The 16,090-nt window shown below is 43.9% G+C and carries 17 protein-coding genes; 3 read left to right on the forward strand and 14 right to left on the reverse strand.

Annotated elements, in window-relative coordinates:
* Together N667_RS0112995 and N667_RS0113000 are read right to left on the reverse strand one after the other, a co-directional pair.
* Positions 1-224 (reverse strand): helix-turn-helix domain-containing protein (locus tag N667_RS0112995; protein ID WP_027409976.1); only part of this gene is annotated, 224 nt, incomplete at its 3' end.
* A 52-nt stretch (positions 225-276) separates the two neighbouring features.
* Complete coding sequence (locus N667_RS0113000) at positions 277-549, reverse strand: hypothetical protein (protein WP_027409977.1); 273 nt, start codon at positions 547-549, stop codon at positions 277-279.
* Between the two features lie 397 nt (positions 550-946).
* Here N667_RS0113000 and N667_RS0113010 point away from each other — a divergent pair, with 397 nt between their 5' ends.
* Positions 947-1,240, forward strand: coding sequence for a hypothetical protein (locus N667_RS0113010; protein WP_035098954.1), 294 nt, complete (start codon positions 947-949; stop codon positions 1,238-1,240).
* Positions 1,241-1,280: 40 nt separating this feature from the next.
* Here the strand turns inward: N667_RS0113010 and N667_RS0113015 are convergent, their stop codons facing one another.
* From N667_RS0113015 to N667_RS0113025, 3 genes are all read right to left on the reverse strand, one after another.
* Positions 1,281-1,763, reverse strand: coding sequence for a hypothetical protein (locus tag N667_RS0113015; protein ID WP_027409980.1), 483 nt, complete (start codon positions 1,761-1,763; stop codon positions 1,281-1,283).
* Positions 1,764-1,780: 17 nt separating this feature from the next.
* On the reverse strand, positions 1,781-2,812 hold the full coding sequence (locus N667_RS0113020) for a DUF3231 family protein (RefSeq protein WP_051530054.1): 1,032 nt from the start codon (positions 2,810-2,812) through the stop codon (positions 1,781-1,783).
* 334 nt (positions 2,813-3,146) lie between these two features.
* Positions 3,147-3,425: a hypothetical protein gene (locus tag N667_RS0113025; RefSeq protein WP_027409982.1), complete on the reverse strand. Its 279-nt coding sequence runs from the start codon at positions 3,423-3,425 to the stop codon at positions 3,147-3,149.
* Between the two features lie 254 nt (positions 3,426-3,679).
* On the opposite strand from N667_RS0113025, the gene N667_RS0113030 reads away from it, so the two are divergent.
* Complete coding sequence (locus N667_RS0113030) at positions 3,680-3,949, forward strand: hypothetical protein (protein ID WP_027409983.1); 270 nt, start codon at positions 3,680-3,682, stop codon at positions 3,947-3,949.
* Positions 3,950-4,127: 178 nt separating this feature from the next.
* Here N667_RS0113030 and N667_RS0113035 read toward each other — a convergent pair whose 3' ends face one another.
* From N667_RS0113035 to N667_RS0113080, 9 genes are all read right to left on the reverse strand, one after another.
* On the reverse strand, positions 4,128-4,583 hold the full coding sequence (locus N667_RS0113035; RefSeq protein WP_027409984.1) for a GNAT family N-acetyltransferase: 456 nt from the start codon (positions 4,581-4,583) through the stop codon (positions 4,128-4,130).
* A gap of 95 nt (positions 4,584-4,678) precedes the next feature.
* Positions 4,679-5,584, reverse strand: coding sequence for a pseudouridine-5'-phosphate glycosidase (locus N667_RS0113040; RefSeq protein ID WP_027409985.1), 906 nt, complete (start codon positions 5,582-5,584; stop codon positions 4,679-4,681).
* Positions 5,585-5,601: 17 nt separating this feature from the next.
* Complete coding sequence (locus N667_RS0113045; RefSeq protein ID WP_027409986.1) at positions 5,602-6,690, reverse strand: carbohydrate kinase; 1,089 nt, start codon at positions 6,688-6,690, stop codon at positions 5,602-5,604.
* A 383-nt stretch (positions 6,691-7,073) separates the two neighbouring features.
* Positions 7,074-9,455 carry an immune inhibitor A domain-containing protein gene (locus N667_RS0113050; protein WP_027409987.1) on the reverse strand — a complete coding sequence of 794 codons (2,382 nt, stop codon included), beginning with the start codon at positions 9,453-9,455 and terminating at the stop codon, positions 7,074-7,076.
* A gap of 544 nt (positions 9,456-9,999) precedes the next feature.
* A complete protein-coding gene (locus N667_RS0113055) occupies positions 10,000-10,380 on the reverse strand; it encodes a DMT family transporter (protein WP_027409988.1) in 381 nt (126 codons plus the stop codon).
* A gap of 201 nt (positions 10,381-10,581) precedes the next feature.
* On the reverse strand, positions 10,582-11,514 hold the full coding sequence (locus tag N667_RS0113065) for a TauD/TfdA dioxygenase family protein (RefSeq protein WP_027409989.1): 933 nt from the start codon (positions 11,512-11,514) through the stop codon (positions 10,582-10,584).
* 48 nt (positions 11,515-11,562) lie between these two features.
* Positions 11,563-12,393, reverse strand: coding sequence for an ABC transporter ATP-binding protein (locus tag N667_RS0113070; protein WP_027409990.1), 831 nt, complete (start codon positions 12,391-12,393; stop codon positions 11,563-11,565).
* Between the two features lie 22 nt (positions 12,394-12,415).
* Entirely contained in the window at positions 12,416-13,471 is a 1,056-nt protein-coding gene (locus N667_RS0113075) for an aliphatic sulfonate ABC transporter substrate-binding protein (RefSeq protein WP_027409991.1), read from the reverse strand.
* A 261-nt stretch (positions 13,472-13,732) separates the two neighbouring features.
* Positions 13,733-14,527 carry an ABC transporter permease gene (locus N667_RS0113080; RefSeq protein ID WP_027409992.1) on the reverse strand — a complete coding sequence of 265 codons (795 nt, stop codon included), beginning with the start codon at positions 14,525-14,527 and terminating at the stop codon, positions 13,733-13,735.
* 382 nt (positions 14,528-14,909) lie between these two features.
* Between N667_RS0113080 and N667_RS0113085 the strand changes: the two genes are divergently transcribed.
* A complete protein-coding gene (locus N667_RS0113085; protein ID WP_027409993.1) occupies positions 14,910-15,809 on the forward strand; it encodes an SDR family oxidoreductase in 900 nt (299 codons plus the stop codon).
* The last annotated feature ends 281 nt before the right edge of the window (positions 15,810-16,090 follow it).

Raw genomic sequence — 16,090 nt, forward strand, 5'->3', positions numbered from 1 at the left:
GTGCTGTCCACCTCTTTTAACCAGACCCATTCTTTTTTTAGTTGAGTGAGTTGGGAGGAACAAGTGTGGTACGACCATCCTTTGCCGGTTTCCTTGTACGTTTGATTCCACTGAGCTAAGAAATGATTGAATACCAATCGGCAGCAACCAAATGTTTTCGCCATGAGTATTTGTTGTTCTTTGTTCGGGTAGAGGCGGAATTTGTAGGATTTGTGAATCCTCATGAGGTTCACCTCCCTTTATGGTATACCTATTATACCATGACTGCATTGATCTTTATATCATTTTAGAGCCTTGTCCGAAGGCGATTCCTCTCCCACCTACTCCCGTTCGTTCCTTGAGGTGGGAGTCTTCTCGCCTAAAATGATAAAACACAAGCACCAATTCGCCGTCCTTTTGCACTGTGCCCATATAAAATGGCTTCCGCTCCGGTTTGAGCTGGAGAATAATTCCTAGCGGCAAATTGTTTTCGCCTTCCCACCTTTCAAGAAACGGCACAACATCGTGCTTAAAACGCGAAACGTTGTCATAACGCTTTAATTCAATCATTCCCCTCCCCCTCTTCCATTGAATTTTGTATAATTATACCATAAGAATAAAAGAATGGGATTGCTAATAAAAATTAATCTTCTAATCAAGCAAAGAAGCAAACTATGAGTCTCAATATTTCCGAAGCGATACCAAAACAGGTTGGCACGATCAAAAATACGTATCGGCCACTACAGCAAGGGCGTGCATCGGATGTCGCCGTCGTAAGCAATCATAAAAAAAAGATAATGATTTTGAAAAACTTCCAATTTCCTAATATTATTTATAACTCCGATTGTTACATGAACCTCCCACCTACACGCCGTTTAGAGGCGGGAGACTTCTCGGTGCATATGTTAAAAGAGAGAAACATATACAACGTCAGCCTTTTGCTTATTTTTTATAAGGAGGGAGTAGTTTGGCTGTATTTGTGATTGTGTTATTTTCAACCGTTGTTATATATTCGCTCATCGAATGGGCAGCGAACCGAAAATGGACGCTGCTATGTACCGTTTTTGGCTATGAACGTTATTTCATGATCATTTCGCGTTTAAAAGAAGAAGGCATCAAATACAAAACGAACACCCCTGTTGGAGCGGCCCGCAGCCGCGATGCACAGATCATGTTAAAAGATTATACACAATACGATATTTACGTTCGCAAAGGGCAAGAAGACAAAGCCGCACACGCGCTAGGAAGAAGCGCTATCTGACGAAAACACTGCACATTACCAATAAAAAAACGGTCGCTATCTAACACTCGTGCCGCCTATGCCTCCCGCATTTGTTAATCGAAGCTTTAATGATGCAACCGATCGCACCCCCTAGCGCAGCGCCAAGCATTGGCAGCCAAACGGGACCTAACAACACGCCAAATGGCTTAAATGTTGAAGAATAAATGATGCCGACCGTGCCAAAATAACCGGCGCACACAAATGGGAGAAAGGAAAGAGATTTTTCCTTCTCCCCCGCTTCTTTGTACGCGTCCCATGCCGCCAAAAAATACAAGCAAGGACAAAACATGAACCAATTATAGTCGATCACTTGAACCGCATTCGCTGTATCGCCTAGAAGACTTGATGCAATCGCTGCATTAAAATTTGCTTGTGCATTTAAAGCAAATTGCCCTAAAATAAACACGGCCCCTTTGAAATATTTTCCATCCAACCATTGTCCGGCTCCCGGCATGATGATACTCCATAAAACGATTTCAACTTTGCGAGCCCGATTCTCCATTCTGCGTCCCTTCCCAATTATCGTCTTGTTGCGAGCGCCTCTCTGTCCTCCGCAAGCGGCGGCTGTTCAAGCCACTCATTTTCAATCATCATTTTGAATCCGTCAGACATGTATTGTGTCATTTCCGCCATAAACCTTGCGTAATGCACGACTAAGTCCGCGCGCTGGCAGCTGCCGACCGCCGTCCCAAAAAGCGCTATTGTCGTCGAACCAAACAGCGCCTTATGGTACATCATTAAGCGGTCCGAAAAAGGCGGGATCGTTGAATTTGTAATTTCTGTTTCTTCTGATTTTGGTTGCGGCAGATGATTTTGCGACAAGATCGATTCGAGCACCTCGATTTGTTTGGCATAAATTTCTGCGCCGCGCCATAAAAATTTTCCTACTTCCTTCGACTTTGACACTTGAGCAAACGCCATCGTAAATGCTTTACTTAGTTGCATTTTTTTCAAATCCCAAAACACATGACTGATTTCGATGCAGCTTAACGGCCGTTCGCCGCCAAGAATCCCCTTCATAAAACGTTTCGTCTGAATGACTTCTGTTGTTTCTGAAGGATAAATGTATGGCGGTTTTGACACAATTCCTTTTTCCAACAGTAAAGGCACCGTCAAATTGAACAAGTCCATTGTTTCCGTTTGGCATCGCGTGAAATACTCCCTTACGTCTTGACGAATGCTTGTCGCCAACGCCCCAGCGTACGACGTCAAGCCATTGACCGCCATTAAATACGTATACGTTAAACAAATTTCATCGGAAAACAACCGCGGTGCGTTCACGTTCACATCATCGTCAGTAAAGCCTTGTGGTGTCGGGAATTTTTCCTCTTGAAAATATTTTTTCAAGATGACAATATGATTTTCCGCCAACCGCAACGCAAACTCCAAAACCGGACGAACTTCTTGTTTTTTAACAATATTAAGCATGTATTTATAAACGCAAACGGCCATTGTGTCGCTCTGGTACTGTGACCAAAGCGCTGCAATTTCAGGGGCTGTGAGCCTAATTTGATGCGGTTTAGGCTTATCGTTGACAATATGTTGCACCATGCATCGTACTCCTCCTTGTAGCTGATGTTCGCCGTATACTATATTATGCTCAAAACCATCTAGTCCATAAGAATGAACATATATGTATTTTTTTACATCTATTGGTTCTCGAACTGACTTTTGAAATGGAGCGATATGGATCGATTAGAAGCAAATAAGAAGAGATTGGCGAAGTATAGAACCAGCGGTAATCCATTCGAGGAAAACTACAGACGAAAAAGTAAGGAGAGAAGAAAACGGGAGATTGGCCCAACTACCTCTTCTCCCCCTTTTTACTACTTCCCTGTCCTTTGAAAAATTTATACCCAATTTTCACATAAAATTTTAGCTATGGCTAACGGTGATCGGCATACGACTCGATTGCTTGATCGAGCGCCCGGTACGCTTCGGCAAAAGCGTTTGTCGCTGATTCATCTCCAGCTTGCGCCAATTCGTCTTGAGCGTTTCGCGCGTGCATCACGGCACGAATCACGTCTTCAATCATTTGCCTCTTGTCCCCTGCGTCCTGCTTTGCTCGCTCCAGTTCGCGAAGACAGTGATCCAAGTCATGCTGGTTCGGATTATCAAATGATTGTTCTAATACGTCTTTGACATGCTGTAGCACTTGTTTCATTTATTTTCCCCCTTTCCTGTTTCCAGTCGATAGTGTGAACCGGCTGCGATTTTTTATACAAAAATAAATGGCATTGAAACTTCGTAGCGGACGATTCGTAATATGAAGGTGCCCTGCCTTTTAAGAAGTAAGATTACTTACGGACATGCTAACGTTACGATAGTGTGGGGAAAAACAGAACATTATAAGGCTTTTTCCTCAATGAAGCTAATTTTTGTTGAAAATCTGTGCACAACAAGGAGAGGAGAAACAAGATGGAATGGCTGCTGGAAGCATTGTTTGAGACGCTTGACATATGGATATGGTTGGCCTTCGATCTGAATGCCCCGAAGCGAAGATTCAAGCGGCTGCGAAACGAGCATTGGTTTGCCGGCTATTATCCTCAAAACAATGAAACGCTCAAAAATATATTGCGCAATCCAGACATTCGTACACATCTGATAGATCGAAGAGATTTTAAAAAATTGTTGAGCGATCAGGAAACTCAAGAACGATTTAAAAGTGCGATCGCCAAATACTTGTGACGCGTTTACGAGAAAAATCCCTATGGTTGCACTATTTTTCATAAAATAAAAACAGCAGGCATTGGAGAACATAACTCCCGTGCCTGCTTTCAATTTAAGACCCCTTCACCAAAAACCAAATAAGCGATTAAATTCATAGAAGCTCGAACGCCCCGAACTTTGCCGCTTTATAATCTCTTTATTCGTTTCGTTTTGTCCGTTCCCAATAAATCATTCCGTCTTTTGTATGTGTCCGCTTCATTCCTACCTTTTCGAGCACGTGAATAGACGCCGCATTGCTTTCTAAGCACTCCGCGACTACTTTTTCGACTTGCGGCGAACGAAACGCCCAATCAAGCAACGCCCGTACAGCTTCGGTCGCAAAACCATGGCCGCGGGCTGTCGGCGCAATGCCGTAGCCAATTTCGACCGTCTTCTCGACATTAGGCTTTCCTTTAAAACCCAAATCGCCGATAGCTTCGTTGCTCTCCTTTTCAATCGCCAGCCAAACGCCCCAGCCGTATACAGAAAAGTCTTGTTCTAGCTGCTGCAAATAGGCAATAATGTGCGGTCCCATCTCGTAACTCTCGAGATATGCGCGATATGTGTCCTGATCGCAAGGAATTAAGATCAGACGCTCCGTTTCGATTTGCAACGCCCTCTCCCCCTTAAGCGCCTGCCGCTGGATCAGACAAACCGATTTATGAACGCGTAACTCCGCACTGTTCAGCGACGGCAAGCGCCAATATATTAATGCAACTTCGCCGCGATTTTTGCCGCCAATACCGCGTTGTTTTTCACTAAGGCGATATTTGCTTCAAGGCTTTTGCCGCCCGTTAATGTTTTCACTTTATCAAGCAAAAATGGCGTCACCGCTTTTCCTGTGATCCGCTTTTCTTCCGCCTCTTTCAAGGCCGCTTCAATCATCGAGTTAATATATGACTCCTCTAACTCTTTTTCTTGCGGAACTGGATTGGCGATCACGAGCCCGCCGTTGAGACCAAGCCCCCATTTCGTTTGAATAAATGCGGCGATGTCTTCCGGCGTATCGAGGCGGTAGTCGACTTTAAACGGGCTTGTGCGCGAATAAAAAGCCGGCAGCGTTTCCGTGCCGTAGCCGATCACCGGCACACCGTGCGTTTCTAAATATTCAAGCGTCAAACCTAAGTCTAAAATCGATTTCGCCCCGGCGCAGACGACCGCGACATTTGTTTGCGCCAATTCTTGCAAGTCGGCCGAAATGTCCATCGTTTGCTCCGCGCCGCGGTGCACGCCGCCGATGCCGCCGGTCGCAAACACTTGAATGCCGGCCATATGGGCACAAATCATCGTCGCCGCCACCGTTGTCGCTCCGTGCTTTTTCATCGCGACGATGTACGGCAAATCGCGGCGGCTCACTTTTTCGATTTCTTTGCTCGTTCCTAAAAACTCTAATTCCTCGTCATTTAAACCAATTTTAATTTTTCCATCTAAAATGGCGATCGTTGCCGGGACGGCGCCGTTTTCACGAATGAGCTCTTCCACTTCTTTTGCCGTCTGTACGTTTTGCGGATACGGCATGCCGTGGGAAATAATCGTTGACTCTAAAGCGACAATCGGACGCTTCTCCTTTATCGCTTTCGCTACCTCTTCCGAAAATACAAGCACATCTTTCATATTCATGTTGAATCCTCCTAGCAAAAATATTGTTGGTGCGTTTCGTTTAACACATGTTCATTCAGTCTCGAACAAACCGTTTCTTTCGTCTGCAACGCGATAATCGAAGCGCTCATGCCAAGCTCGCACGCATCTACGAATGATTTTCCTTGATTGATTCCGTATAAAAACCCGGAAACGAACGCATCACCCGCTCCGGTCACATCGACGACGTCAATGTTCGGCGCAGGAATCATTCCTTGCTCGCCCCGTTGCGTTTTGTACATGATCCCTTGCGCCCCGCGCGTGATAATGACATGCTCCACGCCAAGAGAAAGAATGTGGTCACTTGCCGCTTCCGCGTTCCCGTCTTTGCTTTTAGCAAGCGCCAATGCCTCATTTTCATTGGCAATGAGCCATGTCACGCCGCGAAGATCGTTAGGGAGTTTCTTTACTTTCGGCGCGGACACTGGCGCGATGCAAAGCGGAACATTCTCTTCCCGGCAACGCTCAATGACGAGCCTTAACACCGCGCTTGGAAAATTCGTATCAAGCAGCACGGCGGAAGCAGATGAAAGATGCGGCCATCGCTTTTGCACGAAATCGGAAGTCACGTGATCGTAAATCGCCATATCGGCGAGCGCCACTACCATTTCCCCTCGATCGTCCAACACCGCTGTATAAGTACCCGTGTTGGCCTGCTCCATCTTTACCGCTTGGCTCGTATCGACGTACGCGCTCGTCGCCGATAAAAGCCACGCTCCTTCTTGGTCGTCGCCGGCAACGGTCACAAGCGATACCGACTGGCCCAGCCTGCCTAAATTCTCGGCGATGTTGCGCGCCACTCCGCCGCACGTCTGCGTCATTGTAACCGGGTTCGATGTGCCAAGCTGAATCGCCGACAGCAACTGCGCTTTCCGGTCGACATTCGCCCCGCCGATGCACACGATGCGCGACGCCTCCGGCAGCACATACGCCCTGCCGATAATTTTTCCTTGCTTCGTCAGCGACGAGATGTAGCCCGCGACCGCTGACCGCGACAGCCCGAGCCGCTCGGCCAGCTCGTTTTGCGTAATAAATGGATTTTGGCGAACTAATGTTAAAATCAGTTGTTCTTTTTCATTCACTCGAATGCACCTCAGTTTCGTCACACGGAAACATTTGTTTAAATCATAAACAAGTGTTTATAAATTGTCAAACATGATTTCTAAAACCCATGTTCATAAAAAACCGAGAAAAGCAAATAAAGCGTAAAGGTATTCACCATGCCTACACGAACGTGCCATTCAGCAAAGACCGCAGAAATGCTTCGCTCATAAAAATCGTGTTGGATCACAACCATAGAACATTTGCACACGTTGAAAAAGTGAAAATACTACAAAACACCTCTCAAATACGGACCCGTTTTTATGACCTATTTCCCCCTTTTTTGTTCCTTGCAACTTGCCTAGAAAACTTTCTCGCACGAAAAAATTCCGCCTCCAAAATGGAAGGCGGAACTTCATTTGTTTTATTTATAAATTTCAATCAAGCCGACGGATTTGTCTTTCGCTTGCGCTTTTACTTTCACTTTTAAGCCGTAGTGCGGCACTTTCCGTCCAGCATCCGGCATGAACGGATTTTCGAAAGAGCTGCTGTCATCAAATAACGATGCGGCTTTTTGGCTTGGAGCGTGCAGTTTTTCCGTTGGATAATTAATATCTAAAACAGATGTTGGATTTAAGCCGAAAGCAGCATCGGCGATATGGTAGCGAGTGCTCGCCTCCGCCCCGGTATTCCACACTAAGTCTCTGCCAAGATGAGAATCGACAACGCCTAAGTAGCCTTCTCCCGGGTGGATGCCGGTCCAGTTGTCAGTGAAGCTGTCGTCCACATACCAAACGACTAAACCACCGTCGTAGCTCATGAGCGAATTGCCGCGCTTAATGTGGGCTAATCCTGTATCGACTCCTTGATGATTGCGCCATTCAAGCAGATAGTAGTGGTCTGTTAGTTTGTTTCCATCCATTCTTGTAAATCCGTTGAACGTAAACGGAGATGCCGCATTTTCGGCCCCATCGTCAAGCAGCGTCTCGCCATCGGCTGTCACTTTAAGGTTATCGACAAAAAATCCGTTGTACGAAGTGCCCCAGTCGGTCGCGTAACGAAGACGGAGCTTGATTTTTTTGCCCGCATACGCCGATAAATCAAACGTCTGCGCCTGCCAGCCGTTCGAGTTGCCAGTAAAACCTGGCATCGAATCGATAATGGTTGGATAGCCTTCAGATACCACGTCGGAGCGGGTATGGTCGTTTCCTAACGATTTCCATGTTTGTCCGCCATCAGCCGACACTTGAACGAACGCGAAATCCCACTGCTCTTCAATATCGTACCAAGCATCAAATGTTAAAGTAGCCGACGTTTTTCCGGTTAAATCGAGGTCTACAACCATGCTGTTGTCCATTTCGTCTCCTTGGCCGCCCCAATATTCATAGCTGCCTTTCGCCGGCGTGTTAATTGGTGTTTTCTTTTGCGGCAAGTTGATGCGAATCGCTTGGTTGTTTTGTCCAAGCGGCGAGTTCGCTTGGTCAAGCAAAAATTGTTGTCCGTCAGCTGTAATGTCTTCCCAATTGATGACCGTCGGATTGGTCCATTTGCCGCCTAACGTCGATTGGAAATACTGCTTCGCCCAAGGAGAAAATCCTGTCGGTTCCGCACCTGGAATTTTTCCGGCCCACGAGCCGCTCGCCATGATCGACCAATAACCGATCGCTTCTCCCGCACCGCTGTACAGCGTATCGTACTCATCCGGCAATCCTAAATCGTGGCCGTATTCATGAGCAAACACGCCTGTCGCTCCGTCTTCCGGCATCATCGTATAATCATAAAACCCTGGTTTTCCTTTTCCGAGGCCATCCGGATCATAATATTTCGCCGAACGGTGCGACCAAATGGCGTTATCGCCTAGGGAACCTCCCCCTGCTTCCTGTCCCATGCCGGCATGGATAATTTGCAAGTGATCCACTAGTCCGTCCGGCTCCCAATAGTTGCCGTCACCGTCTAAATCATGCGGATCTTCTTTGTCATACTCCTCTAACGGAATCCCTGCCGCAAGCGCCGCTTTGTAAGCGTCTACAACGAGCTGTTTCGCACCGCCCGGATTGACGTTATCATGCCCCCCGTCCGGCCGGTCCGCTCCATAATAGGCAGCCGTTCCCGGCACTTGCAGCCAGCCGTACACATTTCCTTCAATCGTATACGTGCCGCCTGATTGCTCTTCGTAATATTGCTTTTGCGATACGAGCTCCTCGCCGTTCGGGCCTTTGAATTCGCCTTTATTGCCAAAAATCATCGCGCGGAAATGTTCCGTATTGTAATCTGGATAATAGTTGTCTGTCTCATTTGGTTTAATGCTGTTATGTTTTACATCGGAGAACTCGACTAAAAGCGTCAATAGTTTTCCTTTTTTCGCCACCCCCGGGGAACTGCCTTCCACCACCGGATCCGGTCTTAGCTGCCCGTACTTGTTGCCCTTTCCTTTTGTTAAGCCATTGCTGAATTCTTTCAATTTCTTCTGCTTTTTCGCTTCAGCCGCTTTTGCTTTTCCTGCCAACGGGTCCGCATCGGCGGTCTTTTGTTGTTTTCCTTTAAACTCTAAATAACTGCGCAGCGCTTTTTGCTTTTCAGCCGCGGTTGCATTCGCTGGGATAACCCCGCGTTTGATGAGGGAATCTAGCAATTTTTCGTCGTTGACAATCGCCAAATCTAGCGAACTATGAGAATACGAAAAATGGCTTGGATTTTTATGCAGCAATTCTTGCGCTGAAATGTTGGCGTAGCCGCCTGGAAAACTAGCAAACAACGTACCGGCAAAAAACGCGGTAGAAAGACTTGTTTTCAACAGCTTTTTCAATAAAATTCCCCCTTAGGAATATAATGTAACGATTCTATAATAATTTAAAAGATTTGGAAAAATCAATTATAATTATATGATTTTTCTAAAAATTATTTAATTTTGGTAAAATAGACCTAACACGTAGCTCTATATAGTTATAGGAAATTCGCGAAACAAGCATCCGCAAAACATGGAACGATGTAACGAATCTCTCCCACCTAAACTCCGTTTAGAAGTGAGAGACTTCTCAGTGGATATGTTATATTGAAAACTAGTTATAAGCAAAATTTACTATGCAACTAGAATTTTTTCTGGTAACGAAGCACACTTTAGTTATAGTATTAAAAGACTTTGTGAAAGAACTGAGGCGACGTGGAACATTGCCCGTTACAATAAAGAAGAGTAAAAAATATGGAGAAGCATGCGTGGCTAAGCTTCTCCATTTAGTATGCAAAACTGCTGTAAAAGAATTTTATAACTATGACTTCCTGATCCATCATTTACAACTAAAACATTGTAAATAAGCGTTTTGATTTACCCTATAAAATTAATTTGCCGTCTGTTACTGCCTAGCGTTCTCCGCCTTGCCTATTTGCGAATATAGTGAAGATAGTTGTTCTTTCTCGGGCTCTTTGCTTATATTCAACATAATTACCCCAACAATAATCATTAGTATCGCCATTATCTTGAACACGGAAAAGTGCTCTTTAAAGTATACAATTCCTATGGTTGCAATCATAGCGGTGCCTAACCCAGACCATATAGAGTAGGCAATGCTTACATCAATTTTTCGAAGCGCTAACGTGACTAAGGTGAGACTTGTTCCGTAAAAAACAAACAATAAAATCGAAGGAATAAATTTCGTAAATCCCTCTGACAATTTCATACAGGTGGTGCCTAACACTTCCGAAACAATCCCTAACAAAAGAAACAACCAACTCATTAATTCTCCTCCTATGGTTATGAATATAACTGTCCGAATACAGAAATGATCTCAATCCGTTTTGCAAATACACGTAGATTTGTAGCATACATATCTTGCACAAAATAAATGGAACCCCCTTCGGTTCCATTTATCACCCAAACTAATGAACCTCCCCCATCTACATTTCATTTAGAGGTGGGAGACTTCTCGGTGAATGTGTTAAAATGGCTCATCCCCAACGATCGCCACCCGTTCAGCCTTGCGAGGATAAGGGTAATAATCAGAAACAGCATAATGTTGCGTAGCCCGGTTATCCCAGAAGGCTACCGAATCCTTCTCCCATTGAAAACGGACTTGATATTCTGGAATATGCGCTTGTCGAAACAAATACTGAAGCAGCCTCTCACTCTCCTCCGGCTCGAGCCCAACAATTCTAGTGGTAAAGGCAGGATTCACAAACAATGTTTTTCTCCCTGTTTCCGGGTGAGTTCGGACAACTGGATGCTCAACAGGCGGGAATTCCTCTTGTTTGGCCGCTAATTCTTCAGGATCCATTAAGTGACTAAAAGAAGGGGTAAAATCATGAATAGCAGTGAGATGATCTATCCGTTCCTTAATCTCGTCAGGCAAGTTGTCATATGCAGCCCCCATGTCAGCCCATAGAGTATCACCACCAATTGGAGGCGTTTCAATCAACCTTAGTACAGCCGCTTTCGCAGGATTGATTCGAAAAGTTACGTCGGAATGCCAAATATTTTCGTAACCACCTTGCTTATCATTTCTAGAAAAGCGCACCACTTCTTTTGATTGACCTTTTTCAACTGGATAAAATGGATGAACCTCTAATTCTCCCCATAACCGGGCAAATGCTCGTTGCTGCTCGCTAGTGATTTTTTGGTTGCGGAAGAAAAGCACTTTCCATTCTAGCAGTGCGCGGTTTAATTCCGCTTGCAGTTCGGGAGTAATCGGTTCTCTCAAATCAACTCCAATGATCTCGGCACCTATAATCGGACTTAAAGGTTTGACTTCAAAAAGCAAATAAGGCTTTTCCTCGACACCTTCAGGCAAGCGTCTTAAAACACGTGGTCCTACGTAATCTTCACGATTTTCAAATTTTAGCGGTCGAAAGTAATTCGTATTCACTTTAGACATGGACATACCCCTTTCATATATACTAGTTAAAATGCAAATAAGACTAGCTTAATTAGCTGTTTTAAAATCGCTTCGTATGGCTGAAATTAAGTGATGACGCAGTTCATTAAATTCTTTTAAATATTTGATCTCTCGTACTGATTGAGCGCGGTGTAATAACGGATTAGGCAAATCTACTATAATTCTCCCAGGACAAGAGTTCATCACTAAAATTCTGCTCCCTAACAATAGGGCTTCTTCTACATCGTGGGTAATAAAAAAGATACACTTCTTTGTTTTTTTCCAAATTTCTAGAAGATGAATTTGCATGTTTTCTCGAGTTAGAGCGTCTAATGCGCTAAATGGTTCATCCATTAAAATCACTTGCGGATCAGTTGCTAATGTCCTAGCCATAGCTGCCCTTTGTTTCATCCCCCCCGAGAGTTGGTAAGGCAGCATTTTAGCAGAAGACTCCAGGCCTACAAGATTTAAATAATGAGAAACAAGTTGCTTTCTCTCACGTTTGGATATAGATTGCATTTTTAAGCCAAATTCAATATTTTTTTCAATAGTTAGCCATGGAAAAAGATTATGATGTTGAAATACTACTCCCACGCTAGGATTAGGGCCGGTATGTGGCTTATTGTTAATTATTACTTCCCCTGCGGCCGGTTTCTGAAAACCTGCTAATATATTTAGTAAAGAAGATTTGCCGCATCCTGATGGCCCTAACAGACAAACAAAATCATTCTCATCTAATTGCAGATTTATACCATCCAATATAGGAAGCCCGTGATCTCCGTTTGAATAATATAGGCTAATATTTTTTAACTCTATGAACGCAGTGTTGCGATTTTTTAAAGTCTCTGACTTTGTTTTGACAGAAGTAGTCGCATACATACATCATCCCTCCCATTCATGTTCATTTGTAAAGTTCGCTTAGTAGAGCCTGTTGATAAACGGCTAAGCTAGGAGAAGATGATATATTTTTCTGTTTAGCCATAAAGTCTCCAGTATCTTTTAATATTTTGGCTAGCTTTCCCGCCTTCTCTTGTTCTCCAAAAAAACCTTTCTGCTGAGAAGCATCCAACCATGTAATCTGTTGCATTGCTTTTAAAGCTTTTTCAGGAGATAGTCCTAATTCTTTTGAAAGCACTTCGGAAGCTTCTTTCGGTTTATTGCGATAATAATGCACAGCCTGATCCAAAACAGAGACGTAACCTTTAACAATTTCAGGGTATTTTCTCGCAAAATCTTGACTTACAATTCCAAACTCCCCGGTTACTGTTCCTTTCTTGAACAAATCGCTTGATGTGACAATCACGCGCCCTCCTTCATTGATTAATTTTGTTTGCGTAGGCTGCCAAATATAAGCGCCGTCTATATCATTTCGTTTCCATGCTGCATAGATGTCGGAAGGCTGCATATCAAGAAGGGTGATTTGATCTTTTTCAGGATTGATTTTGGCTGCTCTTAACGCTCCTAGCAAACTATAATGGGAAGTCGAGCTAAATGTAGTGGCAATTTTCTTACCTTTTAAATCGCTCAACGATGTAATGCCAGAATCTTTTTTTACGACTAACGCTTCGCTTTCGCCGATGACGTCATGAAGATAATATATTTTATACGGCAATTTATTTGCGATGCCAACTGCTCCAGGAGGAGTGCCGATAAGGCCAAAGTCAATGCTTCCACTGGCCATGGCGCTGTTCACATCCCGGCCTGAATCAAATTGAATCCAACGAATTTTAATATGAGGATATTTTTTTTCTAGCAACTTTAACCCTTTTGCCAAAAGTTCTCCATTCGGCGAAACTTGGTACCCTAACCTAATTTCTTTAGGTTCACTGCTGGAATGAACAGAGAATTCGCTGCTTTTTACAGCAGATGTTTCTTGGTTCGCGCAACCAGCTGCAACAATGCATACTTTGATCAGCAAAATAGTTAATAACGTATGTACTTTGTTTTTTAACCTCATCCTTTTCTCCCCTTTACATAGATTTAACAACTATTTGTTCTTAAACATAATCCGCCGAGAAGCCTCCCACCCCTAAGCGAAGTGGAGGTGGAGGAGATTCATTCTCTGTAAATACAATAAAATCAATATATATAAATTTTTGGCAAAAATTATAAAAGAACTGACCCCTCTTTAAACAATGCCTTTGGATTTCTGTTATTCTCATGTGTTCTCCTATGTCACAAGTTGTTTCTACAGGATGCTTACAACTAGCAGCTCTAATTAATCTTGTTTTCCGACCCAAGAAAATTGAAGACGCTGATACAAGCGAATGATACCATCGAACAAAATAGCGATTCCTCCCATTAAAATAATTCCTACAAACACAACGTCGCTTCTCAAATATTTACTTGCATCCAATACGATCCAGCCAATACCTGAAGTAGCCGCTACCATTTCAGCAGCAACCAATGTAGCATACGTAACACCAATCGCTGTACGTAGTCCTGTTATGATGTCTGGTAAACAAGATGGGAAAATTATGTACAACAATATTTTCAGTTTTGTGGCCCCTAAAGATCGTGCGGCATTGAGACGGTTTTGTGGGACACGTTGCACACTGGAGACAGTTGAAATAAACAAAGGGGCAAAAGCGCTTAAAAATAAAAGTGCAACCTTGGATTTGTCATCAATTCCTAACCACAAAACAAGCAAAGCATAATAGGCTAATGGAGGGAGCGGTCTGTAAAATTCAATAATGGGGTCAAAAATCGCAAGTATATATTTGGAGATTCCACAAAGTATCCCCAACGGTACAGCTGTAAGAAGTGCTAAAAATAACGCCAAAAACAACCGATATAAGCTATTTATTAGATGAGTATGCAATGGGACTCCTTTATACCCGTTCTTGATTAGCTCTAAAAATGCATTCCAGACAGATTGGGGCGTTGGCAGAAAAATAGGATCAATCCACTTTAAATTGGTACTTACTGTCCAAATCGCCAATATCAAAGCAATAGTAATTGCCGAAACCCCTCTAACAGGCGCCTGTTTGTTGCGAATGAATGTTGTAAACATGTGTCCTCCCCCGTTTCTTTGAATTTTAGTTGACAACGTTTTTGAGAATAAAATTAATATTATAAATTCCTATCGGATTACTTGGTTATATGGTAGCAAATGGGTTTTATATTGTCAATAAATTTTTCCTCTTTAATCCATCTATTAAGTTTCACATGTTGACTGGGGGTTGACCTTTTGCACATGAGCATTTGCAAAGGTTGTCCAATAGTGATTAACTCTTCTGTTCCACGTACCATTTACATCAACAAACATCTGGCGGACAATGATAGTTGTCCGCCAGACTAACTGTTTTTAACACGAGATACCAATTCTATCATGAACCTTTTCACAAATGGGTGAATACGGTATGTGGTGATGAATACGAAGGAGGAAAGCGAAAGTGATTCCGATGTATCCGTATTACAGCTATGAGACGGTATGTAAACAAGTGCCGGTTGCGTTTCCGCCCCAGCATCAACCGAAACAACCTGGCTTGGAATTTTTAATGACCCCAAGGCCCATTTTTGATAATCCGAATTACAAGGGGAGCGGCAAATTACAAAATAAAGTGGCGATTATTACAGGGGGAGACAGCGGCATTGGCCGAGCGGTCGCTGTCGCTTTTGCCAAGGAAGGAGCCGATGTAGCGATCGTCTACTTAGACGAGCATGAAGATGCCAAGACAACAAAAGAATATGTTGAAAAATATGGACGGCGTTGCTTGCTGCTGCCTGGCGATTTGCGGGAAGAGACATTTTGCCGCCAGCTTGTGCAAAAGACGATCGATTTCTTTGGCGAACTGCATGTTCTTGTGCTAAATCAAGCCGTGCAATATCCGCAAAAAAGCATTCTCCACATTTCAAAAGAGCAGCTAGAAGACACCTTTCGGACGAATGTTTTTCCGCTTTTTTTCATCGTTCAAGCGGCCTTGCCTTATTTGAAACCGGGCAGTGCCATTATCAGCACCGCTTCTGTAACCGCATATAAAGGAGAACCGTCTTTAGTCGATTATTCTTCAACGAAGGGGGCGATTGTATCGTTCACCCGCTCGTTAGCATTGCAACTGGTAAACAAAGGGATTCGCGTCAACGCTGTAGCGCCAGGCCCGATTTGGACGCCGCTCATTGTTTCCACGTTTCCGGCTGAAAGGGTGAAAACGTTCGGCACTGATACGCCGATGCGCCGGGCCGGACAGCCGTATGAACTGGCGCCGACATATGTGTATTTGGCTTCCGATGATTCATCGTACGTAACAGGGCAGGTGCTTCACGTCAACGGCGGCACCATTACTGAATCATAACTATTTTATAGTAGAACGCATTTCTGGCCGTCTCTCCCCATTGCTTCATGTCACCATGAATCAGCTCTATTGATCGCTTTTCGATTCAATTATTTAGCAGTGAAACGCTTGTCTGTCGCTCCTGCTCATATCGCTAACCTCCTCTCCATCTGTTTTTACAGTCTGATTTCACAAGCAGATTCATTCAATTTCAAAGAAAAATGAACCGGTCTCTATCTAAACGAACAGCAACACGTGCATATGTTTTGCTTTTTTGCATTGAAATACGGATAATCAAATTA

Origin of the sequence: Anoxybacillus tepidamans PS2, from assembly GCF_000620165.1 — a bacterium.
Taxonomy (GTDB): Bacteria; Bacillota; Bacilli; order Bacillales; family Anoxybacillaceae; genus Anoxybacteroides; species Anoxybacteroides tepidamans_A.

Coding starts and splice junctions, on each gene's coding strand:
- N667_RS0113000 (WP_027409977.1), bottom strand. CDS start 549: ATGATTGAATTAAAGCGTTATGACAACGTTTCGCGTTTTAAGCACGAT.
- N667_RS0113015 (WP_027409980.1), bottom strand. CDS start 1,763: ATGGAGAATCGGGCTCGCAAAGTTGAAATCGTTTTATGGAGTATCATC.
- N667_RS0113020 (WP_051530054.1), bottom strand. CDS start 2,812: ATGGTGCAACATATTGTCAACGATAAGCCTAAACCGCATCAAATTAGG.
- N667_RS0113025 (WP_027409982.1), bottom strand. CDS start 3,425: ATGAAACAAGTGCTACAGCATGTCAAAGACGTATTAGAACAATCATTT.
- N667_RS0113030 (WP_027409983.1), top strand. CDS start 3,680: ATGGAATGGCTGCTGGAAGCATTGTTTGAGACGCTTGACATATGGATA.
- N667_RS0113040 (WP_027409985.1), bottom strand. CDS start 5,584: ATGAAAGATGTGCTTGTATTTTCGGAAGAGGTAGCGAAAGCGATAAAG.
- N667_RS0113055 (WP_027409988.1), bottom strand. CDS start 10,380: ATGAGTTGGTTGTTTCTTTTGTTAGGGATTGTTTCGGAAGTGTTAGGC.
- N667_RS0113065 (WP_027409989.1), bottom strand. CDS start 11,514: ATGTCTAAAGTGAATACGAATTACTTTCGACCGCTAAAATTTGAAAAT.
- N667_RS0113070 (WP_027409990.1), bottom strand. CDS start 12,393: ATGTATGCGACTACTTCTGTCAAAACAAAGTCAGAGACTTTAAAAAAT.
- N667_RS0113075 (WP_027409991.1), bottom strand. CDS start 13,471: ATGAGGTTAAAAAACAAAGTACATACGTTATTAACTATTTTGCTGATC.
- N667_RS0113080 (WP_027409992.1), bottom strand. CDS start 14,527: ATGTTTACAACATTCATTCGCAACAAACAGGCGCCTGTTAGAGGGGTT.